This window comes from Microvirga sp. P4_A5, assembly GCF_056402495.1.
Genome location: NZ_JBFUHH010000099.1, coordinates 1 through 15,026, shown reverse-complemented (window position 1 = coordinate 15,026; position 15,026 = coordinate 1). Strand labels below are relative to the sequence as shown.

At 64.7% G+C, this 15,026-nt stretch carries 15 protein-coding genes; 6 read left to right on the top strand and 9 right to left on the bottom strand.

Translation table 11 applies throughout. The annotated features are described in order from the left end of the window. Positions 1-81 precede the first annotated feature (81 nt). The 3 genes from groL to AC1DVM_RS19185 all read right to left on the bottom strand — a co-directional run bounded on the left by groL (position 82) and on the right by AC1DVM_RS19185 (position 3,085). Positions 82-1,728, bottom strand: a complete 1,647-nt coding sequence (gene groL, locus AC1DVM_RS19195) for a chaperonin GroEL (protein ID WP_477257049.1) — start codon at positions 1,726-1,728, stop codon at positions 82-84. Between the two features lie 56 nt (positions 1,729-1,784). Next, positions 1,785-2,075, bottom strand: a complete 291-nt coding sequence (groES, locus tag AC1DVM_RS19190) for a co-chaperone GroES (RefSeq protein ID WP_477257047.1) — start codon at positions 2,073-2,075, stop codon at positions 1,785-1,787. Positions 2,076-2,239: 164 nt separating this feature from the next. Further along, positions 2,240-3,085 (bottom strand): DMT family transporter, encoded by an 846-nt coding sequence (locus tag AC1DVM_RS19185; protein ID WP_477257045.1) that lies wholly within the window; start codon positions 3,083-3,085, stop codon positions 2,240-2,242. Positions 3,086-3,294: 209 nt separating this feature from the next. Here AC1DVM_RS19185 and AC1DVM_RS19180 point away from each other — a divergent pair, with 209 nt between their 5' ends. Next, positions 3,295-4,026, top strand: a complete 732-nt coding sequence (locus AC1DVM_RS19180; protein ID WP_477257043.1) for a L,D-transpeptidase — start codon at positions 3,295-3,297, stop codon at positions 4,024-4,026. A gap of 63 nt (positions 4,027-4,089) precedes the next feature. After that, a complete protein-coding gene (locus AC1DVM_RS19175) occupies positions 4,090-4,419 on the top strand; it encodes a DMT family transporter (protein ID WP_477257041.1) in 330 nt (109 codons plus the stop codon). 5 nt (positions 4,420-4,424) lie between these two features. Here AC1DVM_RS19175 and AC1DVM_RS19170 read toward each other — a convergent pair whose 3' ends face one another. The 6 genes from AC1DVM_RS19170 to AC1DVM_RS19145 form a co-directional block, all read right to left on the bottom strand. After that, complete coding sequence (locus tag AC1DVM_RS19170) at positions 4,425-5,141, bottom strand: DUF2076 domain-containing protein (RefSeq protein WP_477257039.1); 717 nt, start codon at positions 5,139-5,141, stop codon at positions 4,425-4,427. A gap of 354 nt (positions 5,142-5,495) precedes the next feature. Continuing rightward, entirely contained in the window at positions 5,496-6,755 is a 1,260-nt protein-coding gene (locus AC1DVM_RS19165; protein WP_477257037.1) for a chromosome partitioning protein ParA, read from the bottom strand. A 118-nt stretch (positions 6,756-6,873) separates the two neighbouring features. Then, positions 6,874-8,211, bottom strand: a complete 1,338-nt coding sequence (glcF, locus tag AC1DVM_RS19160; protein ID WP_477257035.1) for a glycolate oxidase subunit GlcF — start codon at positions 8,209-8,211, stop codon at positions 6,874-6,876. A gap of 25 nt (positions 8,212-8,236) precedes the next feature. Next, positions 8,237-8,833: a DUF2585 domain-containing protein gene (locus AC1DVM_RS19155; protein ID WP_477257051.1), complete on the bottom strand. Its 597-nt coding sequence runs from the start codon at positions 8,831-8,833 to the stop codon at positions 8,237-8,239. A 13-nt stretch (positions 8,834-8,846) separates the two neighbouring features. Then, entirely contained in the window at positions 8,847-10,031 is a 1,185-nt protein-coding gene (locus tag AC1DVM_RS19150; RefSeq protein ID WP_477257033.1) for an FAD-binding protein, read from the bottom strand. Beyond that, positions 10,028-11,461: an FAD-linked oxidase C-terminal domain-containing protein gene (locus AC1DVM_RS19145; protein ID WP_477257031.1), complete on the bottom strand. Its 1,434-nt coding sequence runs from the start codon at positions 11,459-11,461 to the stop codon at positions 10,028-10,030. The genes AC1DVM_RS19150 and AC1DVM_RS19145 overlap by 4 nt, the downstream gene beginning before the upstream one ends. A gap of 188 nt (positions 11,462-11,649) precedes the next feature. Here AC1DVM_RS19145 and AC1DVM_RS19140 point away from each other — a divergent pair, with 188 nt between their 5' ends. The 4 genes from AC1DVM_RS19140 to AC1DVM_RS19125 form a co-directional block, all read left to right on the top strand. After that, positions 11,650-12,453: a (Fe-S)-binding protein gene (locus AC1DVM_RS19140; RefSeq protein ID WP_477257029.1), complete on the top strand. Its 804-nt coding sequence runs from the start codon at positions 11,650-11,652 to the stop codon at positions 12,451-12,453. Then, positions 12,450-13,883, top strand: coding sequence for a LutB/LldF family L-lactate oxidation iron-sulfur protein (locus AC1DVM_RS19135; protein ID WP_477257027.1), 1,434 nt, complete (start codon positions 12,450-12,452; stop codon positions 13,881-13,883). Before AC1DVM_RS19140 ends, AC1DVM_RS19135 begins: the two co-directional genes overlap by 4 nt. After that, positions 13,880-14,551, top strand: coding sequence for a LutC/YkgG family protein (locus AC1DVM_RS19130; protein WP_477257025.1), 672 nt, complete (start codon positions 13,880-13,882; stop codon positions 14,549-14,551). The genes AC1DVM_RS19135 and AC1DVM_RS19130 overlap by 4 nt, the downstream gene beginning before the upstream one ends. A 6-nt stretch (positions 14,552-14,557) precedes the next feature. Continuing rightward, positions 14,558-15,026, top strand: a 469-nt coding sequence (locus tag AC1DVM_RS19125) for a putative glycolipid-binding domain-containing protein (protein ID WP_477257023.1), incomplete at its 3' end; no start/stop codon positions are given.

Below are 15,026 nucleotides of genomic sequence, written 5' to 3'. Positions count from 1 at the left end.
CTTCGTCTCCCGTCCGCCTGGCCAACAAAAAAGGCCCCGGATCGCTCCGGGGCCTCGTTGGTCTCGAAAGGTTGGATGGACTTAGAAGTCCATGCCGCCCATGCCGCCCATGCCGCCGCCGCCGCCCATCTGGGGAGCGGATTCGCGACGGGGAGCTTCGGCCACCATGGCTTCGGTGGTCACCAGCAGGCCGGCGACCGAGGCTGCGTCCTGGAGGGCGGTGCGGACGACCTTTGCGGGGTCGACGATACCGGCCTGGAGCATGTCCACGTACTCTTCGGTCTGGGCGTTGAAGCCGTAGGTCTCGGAGCTGTTCTCGAGGATCTTGCCGACCACGATGGAGCCTTCGACGCCGGCGTTCTCGACGATCTGACGGATGGGGGCCTCAAGCGCGCGGAGCACGATGTTGATGCCGGCCTTCACGTCCGGGTTGTCGGTCTTGAGCTTCTGGACCGCAGCCTTGGCGCGCAGCAGAGCGACGCCGCCGCCGGGAACGATGCCTTCTTCAACGGCCGCCTTGGTGGCGTTGAGAGCGTCGTCGACGCGGTCCTTCTTCTCCTTCACCTCGATTTCGGTCGCGCCGCCGACGCGGATCACCGCGACGCCGCCTGCGAGCTTGGCCAGACGCTCCTGAAGCTTCTCACGGTCGTAGTCCGAGGTGGTTTCCTCGACCTGCGCCTTGATCTGCGCCACGCGGGACTCGATGTCCTTCTTCTGGCCGGCACCGTCGATGACCGTGGTGCTTTCCTTGTCGATGCGGACGCGCTTGGCGCGACCCAGCATGTCGAGGGTGACGGTCTCGAGCTTGATGCCGAGGTCTTCGGAGATGACCTGACCGGCGGTGAGGACGGCGATGTCCTCGAGCATGGCCTTGCGGCGGTCGCCGAAGCCCGGAGCCTTGACGGCGGCGATCTTCAGGCCGCCACGGAGCTTGTTGACGACGAGGGTCGCGAGAGCCTCGCCTTCCACGTCCTCAGCGATGATGAGGAGCGGCTTGCCGGTCTGAACGACGGCTTCGAGGATCGGCAGCATGGTCTGGAGCGACGAGAGCTTCTTCTCGTGGATGAGGATGTAGGGATCCTCGAGCTCGGCCACCATCTTCTCGGCGTTGGTGATGAAGTACGGCGAGAGGTAGCCGCGGTCGAACTGCATGCCTTCGACGACGTCGAGTTCGGTCTCGGCGGTCTTGGCTTCCTCGACCGTGATGACGCCCTCGTTGCCGACCTTCTGCATCGCGTGAGCGATCATCTGGCCGATTTCGGAATCGCCGTTGGCCGAGATGGTGCCGACCTGCGCCACTTCATCGGACGACTGCACCTTCTTGGCGCGGGCCTGGATGTCGCGGACGGCTTCGGCGGCAGCCATGTCGATGCCGCGCTTGAGGTCCATCGGGTTCATGCCGGCCGCAACCGACTTGGCGCCCTCGCGGACGATCGACTGGGCCAGAACGGTGGCGGTGGTGGTGCCGTCGCCGGCGATGTCGTTGGTCTTGGATGCGACCTCACGAACCATCTGGGCGCCCATGTTCTCGAACTTGTCCGCAAGTTCGATTTCCTTGGCGACCGTCACGCCGTCCTTGGTGATGCGCGGAGCGCCGAAGGACTTCTCGATGACCACGTTGCGGCCCTTGGGACCCAGCGTGACCTTGACGGCGTCGGCGAGGATGTCGACGCCCTTGAGCATCTTTTCACGGGCATCGGAGGAGAATTTTACGTCTTTGGCAGCCATAGGCTTTGCCTCCAGTTAAATTGAGTGGATTCGCAAAAAAGGAGCGGCGCGCGGAATTACTGCGCGATCACGCCCATGATGTCGGATTCCTTCATGATCAGGAGATCCTGACCGTCGATCTTGACCTCGGTGCCGGACCACTTGCCGAAGAGGACGCGGTCGCCCGTCTTCACATCGAGGGCCACAAGCTTGCCGGCTTCATCCCGGGCGCCCGGGCCGACGGCGACGATTTCGCCCTCTTGCGGCTTTTCCTTGGCGGTATCGGGGATGATGATGCCGCCCTTCGTCTTCTCTTCGCTCTCAAGGCGACGGACGACGACGCGGTCGTGCAGCGGACGGAATTTCATGGAACTTCCTCTTATGACTATCGGCGCAGCCCTCAGGCGCGCCTTTTTTGAATTCGCGACTGTTAGCACTGTTTTGAACAGAGTGCTAACAGCCAGCCGCGAGATAAGGTCGAGCGCTCCGCGAGTCAAGGCGAGTGAGGGAACCTTGGCCGATATTTCGGTCCCTAGCGGCGGGACGCGAGGGCCGCGGCGGCCACGATCAGGATGCCGCCCCCGAGGGTAGCCCAGGTGGGGACCTCGTGGAAAACCCCATAGCCGATGAAGGCCGCCCAGATCAGGGCCGTATATTCGAGGGGGGCGAGCCGGGCCGCCTCGGCCTTGGCGTAGGCGGTGGCGAGGAGAATATGGCCTGTGGTCCCGAGCAACCCCATCATTAGGAACCAGCCGAGATGGAGGGTGGCTACGGGCTGCCACGCCATCAATGCGAAAGGGGCCACCAGAACCGCCGGCCCGATATTCGACAACCAGACGATGTGGATGAACTTGTCCCGCTGGGCCCGCTGGCGCAGCAGTACCATGCTCAATGCGTAAGTCACCGCCGAGAGCAGCGCCGCGCCGACCCCGGTCCAGGAGCGCGCACCGCTCTCCGGTCCCGTCTGTCCCAGGACGACGACCAGCGTTCCGCCGAAACCCACCGCGATCGCCGCCAGCACACGGCTATCGACCCGCTCGCGCAACAGCAGCAGCCCGAACAGCGCCACGAACATCGGCGAGAGGAACGACAACACCAGCGTCTCGGCTAGCGGCAATTGCCCGAGAGCATAGAAAAAGCTTACCGCCGTCAGGACGCCCACCACCGACCGCACGAGATTGGCCCGGATGGTTTCGGGGCCCGGCCAGCCGGGCCGTATCGCGGCGACGATGGCGGTTGCGACCAGCGTGCCGAAGGCAAAGCGCAGGAAAGTGACCTGGAAAGTCGAATAATGGAGGGCCATCGCCTTGATGATGGCATCCATGATGGACAGGACCGCGATCCCCGCGGCCGCCCGCAGGGCGGGACCGAATTGCATGATGCTGGACGACTATCGAAAATGCGCGTTCCGGGATGGCGCGCGGCAAGGGCCTGCTCATATCGCAGTTCATCGCGATGGGCATCAGAGTTGCCGCCGTCCGCGAGAGAAAATGCATCCCGCGGCGGCCGGCTTTTCGCCGGAACGGTTGGAAACAAACGCCGCGCTTGTCGTTATGCGATGAGACAAAACACACAGGATCGACTGCGATGCGTCACTGGCTCCTTGGAACCGCCGTCCTGGCCCTTCTCGTCCCGGCGACCGTTTCGGCGCAGCCCTATGTGCCCCGTGACGTCTACGGAAATGCCTTGCGCGTGCCGGGCTATGGATATCCGCCCGGATATCCGGCCGATGGCTACAACGACAATTATCCCCTCGTCACCCGTCCGGCTTCCCGCCCCCGGTCCCAGCGCGTCGATCCCATGACCGGCTATGCGTATGGCGGAACGCCGTTGCCGGGCTACGAGGCCGAGGATGACGGCGTCGGCTATGCCATCTCGCCCCAATACGAGCGTCAGGTCGTGGCCTATCGCGGCCGGGAACAGCCCGGCACCCTCATCATCGATACCCCGTCGAAATATCTCTATCTGATCCAGCCGGGCGGTCGCGCCATCCGCTACGGCATCGGCGTCGGACGTCCGGGCTTCGAATGGGCGGGACGGAAATCCGTGACCATGAAGAAGGAATGGCCGGATTGGCGTCCGCCGAGAGAGATGCTGAAGCGCCGGCCGGATCTGCCCACCTATATGGAAGGCGGACCCGACAACCCGCTGGGCGCACGGGCGCTCTATCTCGGTTCGTCGCTCTACCGCATCCATGGCACCAACGAGCCGCACACGATCGGTCAGGCGGTGTCGTCCGGCTGCATCCGCATGCTGAACCGGGACGTGATCGATCTCTACAAGCGCGTACCGGTGGGAGCGCCCGTGGTGGTGATCTGAGGCGGCGCTGCGCCTTTTGACCGGATATGATAAAGGGCCGGTTCCTTTCGAGAAGCCGGCCCCATGCCTTACGCCTTCCTGATCGTCGCCATCCTGTGCGAAGTCGTCGCCACCAGCGCCCTCAAGGCAGCCGAGGGGTTCACACGCGTTTGGCCCTCCGTCGTGGTTATCGTCGGGTATGGACTCTCGTTCTATTTTCTGTCCCTGACGCTGCGCACGATCCCGGTGGGGATCGCATACGCCGTCTGGTCGGGCATCGGGATCGTGCTGATCGCCGCGATCGGATGGATCGTCTACCGTCAATCACTCGACGGGCCGGCCGTCACTGGCATCACCCTCATCCTGGCGGGGGTTCTGGTCATTCAGCTCTTTTCGAAGACCGCCGGCCATTGAAGGGCCTAGGCCCAGTCACCCTCATCCCCGCCGTCGCCTCCGAAATCATCGAACGACGCGTGCTGCTCGTTCTCGGGATTCTCGTAGAGCGAATCCGTAATGCCGGCATTGTCCGTGACATTGTCCGCGGCGCCCGTTTCGGCGAGCGCGGTCTTGTCGCCGGCGGCCGGCTCCGCCCCGTGCTTGCCGCCGAACGCGCTTGAGAGCGCATTGGCCACCATCATGCCGCCCGCGACGCCGGCCGCGGTTGAAAGGGCTCCCTGAAGGAACCCGCCGCCCCGCGACTGGCCCATGCCGCCACCCCAGGGGCCGGGCGAGCCCTGAGCCGGCGCGTCGTCGCCGTAGCCCGACATCCGCTGCGGAATGGCGGGTGCGCCCCAGGGCGAAGTCCGCCGGGCGCCCTCCGCTGCGTCGCGCCGAACAGGCTCCGGCTCGGGGTGACGCGGGGATCCACCGAAAAGGGACGAAAGGATGCCGCCGCTCGCCTGCGGCTGCCGCCGCGCAGCCTCGACCTCGGAGCGCAATTGCTCGACCTCCGCTTGAAGATTGGTGAGCGCCTGTTCCTGGATGAAGATGGTCTGCGCCATCGCGTAGGCCGCGTAAGGCTGCGCCCGCATCCGCTCGGCGATGAACCGCTCGGCTTCCGGATCGCGAATCTCGTTCGCGACTTGTTCGAGGCGGCGGAAAATATCCGCGATCACTTCCCGTTCCTGATCGTTCACGACTTTATCTCCCTCACCGCAATGGCATCGTGGGAGATGTAAGCACGGTCCCGGACTTTGGAAGAGGTCCCGGCGGTTTCGAGCCGTCGTCCCCGTCCGTGGATTGGGCTACTCGGCGTCGGAGGACTTCAACGGAAGAACATTCGTCTCCGCCTCGTCGGCATCGAGCAGCCCTCCATCGTCGCTCTGGGCGTCGAGACGGGTGTTCTTGCGGAGGCTGACGTATTTCTTCTGGATCTTGACGCGGCTCTCCCGCGAAATTTCCAGGGCGCCCTGGATGAGCGAGCGCTCCGCCTTCTCGTTCTGGAGCTCTTCGGTCAGGCGGCGATTGGCGGCCTCAAGGGTCGCCCGGTCCTAGTCGAACCGCTTGGTGAGCTGGTCGATGCGCTCCGAGAGATTGGCCACCTTGTTGTCGGAGCTCTCGATCTGGAAGTCCTTGGCGGCGATCGCCTTGTTAAGCATTTCGACGCGTTCCTGCAGCTCGATGCGGGAGCGCTGCAGCTCGTTGACCATGGCAACCTGCCGCTCGACTTCCTGCTGCGTCGCTTCGAGCCGCCGGTCGAGGGTGTTTTTCTCGATGGCGGTTTCTTTCAGCGTGCGCTCGACCCCGCGATGCGCCTCGTTCTTGTCCCGCAACTGGTCGCGTGTATGGGCCAGGATCTTGTCGGTCGCCGCGAGGCGCGAGGTGAGACCCTCGATCTTCATATCGAGCGACGACAGGTCGGTCTGGTGCGCGGAGCGCTCGGAATCGAGATGCGTTTCCAGCCGCTGGCGGGCCACCTGCTCCGACATGAGCTTGGTTTCGAGCTCGGAGGCGCGCTGGCGCGTCGTCTCGAGCTGCGTTTCCATTTCGCTGTAGCGGTTCGTGAGGTTCGACAGCCGGTAATTCTGCTCCTCGGCCACCTTCTGGAGGCGCTTGACCTCGTGGTCGAGCAAGCCATTCCGCTCGCGGGTCTCGATCAGCTCGCGCTCGGCGCGGGCGACGGTCTGGTCGGCCTCCTGGGCTTCGAGACGAAGAGCCTGATTTTCCTCGGTGATGTTGCGGGCGCGCTCGGTCTCGATGGAAAGCTGGTTCTCCAGATCGACCCCGACCGCCTCCTTGTCCTTCACGGACAGGCGCAGATCCTCGATCGACGATTCCTGCTCGCGCAGTTTCGCCTCGGCCTTGCGAAGCTGCGAGACGGTGGCGGAGAAATCGTCCGTCATGCGCGCATGCGAATTGGCGAGATCCGTCAATTCACGCCGCAGCGCACCGGTGGTGTCGGTTTCCTGGCGCAGCACCGCTTCGGTCTCGAGCAGGCGGGACTGGATTTGCGGATAGGAGCGGATGAGATCGTAGACCGGCTCGCTGAGGAGGGTGAAATCGTCCTTGAGGCTGCGGATTTCCTCGAGCCTGTCGATCAGGTTGGCGAACCGGACCCGGATGAGCTCGTTTTTCTGCCCGACCGTGTCGAGCTTGCCGTTGGGGCGGGAGAGCGTCTTTTCTTCCTGGGCGACCGGCTCCGCGTCGCTTGCCATGGCGGCGTGAACGCCCTCCTGGCCCGGAATCCCGGGGAAGGAATCCTGGCTCTTCTTGCCGAACCGCGATTTGAAAGACGTCCAACCGGATGACATTGAGCCGCCCCCTATGACGTGGAATTGACACCGAAGGGGGTCTTTTACCGCAGACACGGGAGCTTTGGAAATACAATTTCGTTGCGCAACCTTGTCGCAACGTCATTTGCCGGCCGGATCAGTGGCGCGTCGTGGCCCGTCCGGCCTCAAGTGCCTCCATTCCCTCGGGAATCGGCCCGCCGGTCGCCCAGTCGAGCAGTTCGACCGTATGGAACATCGGGATGGCGGTCCCCTTCTGGATCTGCGTCATGCAGCCGATATTGCCGGTGGCGATCAGGTCGGGGCGGGTCCGTTCGATATTGGCGACTTTCCGGGCGCGCAATTGCTGGGCGATTTCCGGCTGGAGCAGGTTGTAGGTGCCCGACGAGCCGCAGCAGATATGTCCTTCCGGGACGTCCTTGACGGTGAAGCCCGCGCGTTTGAGGAGCGCCTTGGGTTCGGTCCGGATCTGCTGGCCGTGCTGCATGGAACAGGCGGATTGATACGCCACCACCAGGTCGATTTCGCGAACGGGCGCCATGAGATCGAGGCCGGTGACATATTCGGTGATGTCGCGGGTGATTGCCGAAACGCGGGCCGCTTTCTCCGCATAGCCCGCATCTTCCCGGAACATGAACCCGTAATCCTTGATGGTCGTGCCGCAGCCCGACGCCGTCATGACGATGGCGTCGAGGCCCTCCCCGTCCATCTCGGCGATCCACGCGTCGATATTGCGTCTGGCGAACGCGAGGCCCTCGGGCTCACGGCCCATGTGGTGAACGAGCGCGCCGCAACACCCTTCGCCTCGCGCCTGGATCACCTCGATTCCGTGCCGATTGAGGAGCCGGATCGCCGCCTCGTTGAAGCCCGGCTTCAGGACCGGTTGCGCGCAGCCCGAGAGGATCGCGACCCGCCCGCGCTTCGCGCCCTCGGCCTTGAACGAACCCGGCCCGTCGAAGGCCGATCGCGCAGGCACCCGGGCGGGCGCGAGATCAATCATAGCCCGCAGCCGCAACCCGAACAGCGGCAGAGCCGCCAGCACGTTCTTGAAGGGCTTTGCAAGCATCGCGGCCGCGAGCGCGAGCCGAAAGCGGTTGGGATAGGGCAGAATATGCGCCAGCAGCGACCGCAGGAGGCGGTCATGCCAGGGTCTCGTATAAGTCGCCTCGATGTAGGAGCGGGCATGGTCCACCAGGTGCATGTAATTCACGCCGGACGGACAGGTGGTCATGCAGGACAGACAGGACAGGCAGCGGTCGATATGCTTCACGACTTCGGGGGTCGCGGGCTTGCCACCCTCCAGCATCTCCTTGATGAGATAGATGCGGCCGCGCGGGGAATCGAGTTCGTCGCCGAGGAGCAGATAAGTGGGGCATGTGGCGGTGCAGAAGCCGCAATGCACACAGGTCCGGAGAATCTTCTCCGAACTGGCCATGGCCGGGTCGCGCAACTGGTCGGGCGTGAAGTTGGTTTGCATCGGTTCTAGCTCGCAATTCCGATTGTCATGTGCCCGATTGCCACTGGTTGATGGCCTCGATGGGATGGATCAGCATGATGATGTTGAGCGCGAGATTATCGCGGATCATGTAGGCGACGAAGAGTTCCATGGCGAGGGCCGTCAGCACGGTCAGCCAGACCGGCCAGAGCCGCGCCAGCCAGAAGCCCAGCGCCATCGCCAGGACGTCCGATACCGAGTTGATGACGCTGTCGCCGTAATAATCCAGCGCGATATTGGTGGCGCGATAGCGTTCGATGATGAGACTCGTGTTTTCGACGATTTCCCAGGCTCCCTCCAGCGCAAGAGCGATCAGGAACGCGAGACCTACCGGCAGCGCCTTTCCGCGCACCCGCCCGAGCAGCCACGTTACCATGTAGAACAAGAAACCGTGGATAACGTGCGAAAACGAATACCAGTCGGTCAGGTGTTGCGAATTGCCGGAATCGTTCACCGTGCCGTGCCACCATTCCACGGTGCCGCATTTGCAGATCGGCGTGCGGCCCATGGCGAGCAGGATCGCCGCGATGAGGGCGACGAGGGCTAGCGCCAGCAGGGGATAAAGCCAACCTCGCCGGCGCGTGGTGTCGGGCCCCACGTCGATTGCGGCCGTCACGTCATATCCCCGCATACATGCGGCCGGGATTCAGGATGCGCGCCGGATCGAACGACATCTTGATACCGCGCGTGAGCGCCATCACGGTGTCGTTCTGCGGCTCGAAAGGATCGACTGCGTCGCGAAGGTGTTCTGGCGCGCGCACGAGCGTCGCGTGGCCGCCGAAGGTCTGGGTGGCGGCACGGATGACGGCGGCGCCGGCATCGCCTTCCGGCTTCGCCGCCATCCACACCAGACCCCCGCCCCAATCGTAGAACCATTGCGCGTCGAGAGAGCGCGCGACCGTCGCCACGAGTCCCGGCGCTTTCGACGGCGCGGTGGAGATCCGCCACACGGCCCGCGAGGCGTCGTCGGTCAGGACGCTGGCGTCCCGCACCGATTGCCAGAGCAGTTCGGCGCCGCGCCCTTCGAGGATATCCGGCGCGCCGGCGCTTCTCAGCAGGCGGCGAACCTCGCCCAGGCGATAATCGACCGACACCGAAAAGCCTTCGATCCGCACGAGCGTGCGTGAATTCTGTCCGTCGCGACCCGGCAGATGCGCCGCGCCGGTGATATCGAAGGGCGATCCGAGCGCGCTCGACAACGCCTCGATGGCGCGGCGCTCGTCGAGGCCGCGCCACAGCAGCGTCGCCATGCGCTCCGTTTTGGGCAGGACCTTGAAGGTCACCTCGGTGAGAAACCCGAGGGTCCCCCAGGAGCCGGCAAGCAGCTTGACGAGATCGAGCCCGGTGACGTTCTTCATCACGCGGCCGCCGGATTTGACCACCTCGCCACGCCCGTTGACGGCCCGCACGCCGATCAGACTGTCACGCGCCGCACCCGCCATGATGCGACGGGGCCCTGAAATATTCATGGCCGCGACGGCGCCGACGGTCGGTTCCGCCCGCGTGCCCAGGAGGGGCCGATAATCCATCGGCTCGAAGGGCAGCTCCTGACCCCTCTGGGCCAACACGCCGACCAGTTCGGAGAGCGGCGTACCGCTTCTGGCCGCGATCACCAGCTCGGCGGGTTCATAGAGCGTGATGCCGCTCAATCCCGTCGATGCCAGCCGCGCGCCCACCTCCATCCGCCGCCCGAGCGCGGCCTTGCTGTTCGCGCCGCCGATGGCGAGCTTCAGCCCGCTCGCGGCGGCCTCGGTGACGATCGTCGATGCTTCGGCCTCGTCGCGAGGCGTATAGAGGTTCACGCGGCGAGCCTTCCTTCGAGGGGAAACACCTTGGCGGGGTTGAGAAGCCAGAGGGGATCGAAGACCCCGCGCACCCGCATCTGCTGGGCGAGATCGGCCGCGTTGAACTGGAACGTCATGAGGTCGCGCTTCTCGATGCCGACCCCGTGCTCGCCGGTGAGGCAGCCCCCGACCTCGACGCATAATTTGAGGATTTCCTCGCCCACGAATTCGGCCTTTTCCATCTCGCCCGGCTTGTTGGTGTCGAACATCACCAGCGGATGGAGGTTGCCGTCGCCCGCATGGAACACGTTGGCGACCCCCAGTCCCTGGGACTTGGCAATCTCGTCGATGCGCTTGAGCACATAGGGCAATTGCCCCGTCGGGATGGTGCCGTCCATGCAGATGTAATCGGCGACCCGCCCCGTTGCGCCGAAGGCGGACTTGCGGCCCTTCCAGATGGCGGCGCTCTCCGCCTCGGATTGGGACACCTTGATCGTCTTGGGGTGAAAGGGCTCGGCAATCGCAACGATCCGGCGCAGCATGTCGTCGATTTCCTGGTCGGACCCCTCCACCTCGACGATCAGCATCGCCTCCACGTCGAGCGGGTAGCCCGCATGGGCGAAAGCCTCGCAGATTTGGATGGCCGGGCGGTCCATATATTCCAGCGCGACCGGAATGATGCCGGCGGCGATGATGGCGGCGACGCAGGCGCCCGCGTCGTTCACCCGCTCGAACCCGAACAGCGCCGGACGCGCGCCCTCGGCGGCGCGGAGTATGCGGACGGTGGCTTCCGTCACGATCCCGAGCTGGCCTTCCGACCCCGTGATCAGGCCCAGCAGGTCGTATCCACCGCTGTCGAGGTGGTCGCCGCCGAGTTCGACGATCGTGCCGTCCATCAGGACCAGCGTGACGCCCAGCAAGTTATTGGTGGTCACGCCATATTTCAGGCAATGGGCGCCACCGGAATTCATCGCGATATTGCCGGCGATCGTGCAGGCGAGCTGGCTGGACGGATCCGGCGCGTAGAAAAACCCCTCGTGGGCGACCGCCTGGCTGATGCCCAGATTGGTGATGCCCGCTTCGACGCGGATGAAGCGGTCGGCGAGATCGACCTCCAGAACCTGGTTCATCTTGGCAACACCGAGCACGATGGCGTCCGCCTGCGGAATGGCGCCGCCGCACAAGGAGGTCCCGGCGCCCCGGGGCACGACCTTGACGCCGTTATCGTGGCAGAAGCGGAGGATCGCCGAGACCTCGGCGGTCGAGGAGGGCAGCACCACCGCCAGCGGCATCTGGCGATAGGCGGTCAAACCGTCCGTCTCGAAAGCCCGCCTCTCGTCCTCCGAGACGATGAGGGCCTCGCCTGCGACGAGCCGGGCCAGCCCCGCGATGATCTCCGCACGGCGCGACAGGATAGCCTCGTCCGGCTTCGGAAATGCAATCGTCATGGCGCTTCTCCCGGCTGGTGGCGACAGGTCTGTGTCTCCGCCCGCCCTTTACCAGAAGGTAGCTGCTCTTGGAGAATTTTTCCAATAATGTGGGTCGGAAAGGATGTTCCCGCATCCGCGGGAGCCCCTGGTCGATACACTGGCGGGCCGGCCCGCGCGACCTGACGCCATCCGGAGAGAATTGACACGTGAACGAAGCCCCTGCCCGCAAGCCCCGCGTCGGATTGTTCGTGACCTGCGTGGTCGATCTGATGCGTCCATCCGTCGGCTTCGCCGCCGTGAAGCTCCTCGAGGATGCGGGGTGCCTCGTCGAGGTGCCGGAGCAGACCTGTTGCGGACAGCCCGCCTACAATTCCGGCGATCGATCCACCACCCGCAGCATCGCCGAGCGCACGATCGCCGAATTTCGCGGCTACGACTATGTCGTGGCCCCCTCGGGCTCCTGCGCGGGCATGATCAAGGCGCATTACCCCGAGCTTTTCGCCGACGATCCGAACTGGCTGCCGCGCGCGAACGAGCTTGCCGCGCGCACCTATGAGCTCACGAGTTTCCTCGTCGACGTGCTCGGCGTCACCCGCGTCGACGCGACGTTCGACGGCCCTGTCACCTATCACGATTCGTGCTCGGGCCTGCGCGAGCTCGGAATCCGGAACCAGCCCCGCAAGCTGCTGGCGAGCGTCGCGGGTTTGACGCTGGTCGAAATGGACGAGAGCGACGTATGCTGCGGCTTCGGCGGCACCTTCGCGGTCAAGTACAGCGACATTTCGGGTGCGATCGTCGACGCGAAGGTCCGGCATGTGGTGGAAACCGGAGTGCCCACATTGCTCGCCGGCGATCTCGGATGCCTGCTCAACATGAGCGGAAAACTCAGCCGCGACGGCAGCCCGGTGCATGTGCGGCATGTGGCGGAGATTCTGGCCGGGATGACCGACGACCCGCCGATCGGGGTGGCGAGGGAACGGCATCGCACAGGAGAGGAAGGCGCCCGATGAGCGTGCACAGCACCTCGCCCGACTTCAAGAAGAACGCCGCGCGGGCGCTCGGCGACGCGCAGCTGCAAAAGGCCCTCGGCAATGTCAAGCAGGGCTTCATCGACAAGCGCCAGAAGGCGACCGAGAAGCTTCCGGAATTCGACGCTCTTCGCGACTCGGCGCGCGACATCAAGAACCACACCCTGCAGCATCTCGATCTTTACCTGGAAGCCTACGAGGAAAAGGTGAAGACCTCGGGCGGGCATGTGCATTTCGCCCGCAACGCCGACGAGGCGCGCGACATCATCCTGTCCATCTGCAAGGCAGCCGGCGCACGGACGGTGACCAAGGGCAAATCGATGATCTCGGAGGAGATCGGGATCAACGAGCACCTTGAGACCCATGGCATCGCGCCGGTCGAAACCGATCTCGGGGAGTACATCATCCAGCTTCGTCATGAGCTGCCCAGCCACATCATCGCCCCCGCGGTGCACCTCAACGCCACGCAGGTCGAACAGGATTTCCGGCGTGTGCATACCCACCTCGATCCCAAGCGCGACCTGTCGGAGCCGGTGCAATTGCTCACCGAGGCGCGCGCGGTTCTGCGCGAGCGTTTTCTTGCCGCGGATGTGGGCCTGACGGGCGCGAATTTTCTCGTCGCCGAGACTGGCACCTCGATCATCGTCACGAACGAGGGCAACGGCGACCTGACGCAGATCCTGCCCAAAACTCATATCGTCCTGGCATCCATCGAAAAGCTGGTGCCAACCCTCGAGGACGTCAGCCAGATCCTGCGCGTGCTGGCGCGATCGGCGACCGGTCAGGAAATGTCCGTATACACCACCTTCTCGACGGGTCCGCGCCATCTCGGCGACAGCGACGGGCCGGAGAATTACCACGTCGTGCTGCTCGATAACGGTCGTTCCGCCATGCTGGGCACGAGCTTCGAAGAGATGCTGCGCTGCATCCGGTGCGGCGCCTGCATGAACCATTGCCCGGTCTATCACGCGGTCGGCGGTCATGCTTACGGCTGGGTGTATCCCGGCCCGATGGGCGCGGTGCTGACCCCGACGCTGATCGGAGTCGACAAGGCCGGTCATCTGCCGAACGCCTCGACATTCTGTGGCCGTTGCGAAAGCGTTTGCCCGGTCAGGATCCCGCTGCCGAAGCTCATGCGGCATTGGCGCGAGCGCGAATTCGAACGGCACCTGACACCCGCGACCGTGCGGACCGGGCTCGGTTTGTGGGGCTTCTTCGCCAAGCGCCCTGCCCTCTACCGTGTGGCGACGCGCCTCGCCATGGGCGCGATGGGGTTCGCGGGACGCAACAAGGGTCGTTTCCGCTGGATGCCGCTGGCGACCGGCTGGACGAAGAATCGCGACCTCCCCGCGCCGCAGGGCGAGACCTTCCAGGCGCGCTGGCGGCGCGAACACAAAGGGAGAGCCGCGTGAGCGCGCGCGACGACATTCTCGGCACCATCCGCCGCTCGCTGGGCGTGAACGGTCGGGAGAGCATTCGGCGGCAGATCGTCACCGAGCGACTGGAGCGCAGCCCACGGGGCGTCATTCCGCAGCGCGGACAGGTCTCCGGCGATGCGCGGCTCGCGCTGTTCAAAATCCAGGCCGAGGCGGCGCTCGCGACGGTGACGGAGGTCGAGACGGCCGCCGAAATCCCTCAATCGATCGCGCATTTCCTGCGGGATCACAATCTGCCGGCAAGCGTACGGATGGGGGACGACCTGCGCCTTCGCGTCATGCCGTGGAACGACACGGCGCTCGAGATCGCGCACGGTCCCAGCACCGGCGATGATCTCAACGCCGTCAGCCACGCCTTCGGCGCGGTGGCCGAAACCGGTTCGCTGGTGATGATCTCGGGTTCGGAGAATCCCTCGACCCTCAATTTCCTTCCCGACAATCACATCATCGTCGTGTCGGCCAAAGATATCGCGGGAGATTACGAGAGCGTCTGGACGAAGATCCGCTACACCTTCGGCAAAGGCGGAATGCCGCGCACCGTCAACTGGATCACCGGCCCGTCACGCTCCGGCGACATCGAGCAGACCATGCTGCTCGGAGCCCACGGGCCGCGTCGCCTGCACGTGATTGTCGTCAAGGAGTGAGACAGCGTGGCGAACTTCCCGCCCCTTCCCCCGATTGTTGCGCGCTGGGAGGCCTGGGAAGGCGCGCAAGCCGGGCTCGAACATCTCGAACTGCGGCCTGACGGAGACGGATTTGTCGCGTCTGGAATCGTGATCGGATCGAATGAAGCCGTGCATTTCGGGTTGCGCTACCGGCTTCTCATCGACGCCGGCTGGCACATACGCGACGCACTGTTGGAGACAGGCGCGGGCGCGCGCGTGCGGCTCGATAGCGACGGTCGAGGACATTGGCGCAGGGATGGGTGCGATTGTGCCTCACTCGATGGATGCATCGATATCGACGTCGAAGCGACCCCCTTCACCAACACCTTGCCGATCCGCCGGCTTGGCATTGCCTCCGGCGAAGGCCGCGTCGTCAGGCTCGCTTACGTTCGCATTCCCTCGCTGGAGGTCGTGCCGAGATCGCAGCGCTACACGGCTGTTGATGCCGCAAGGC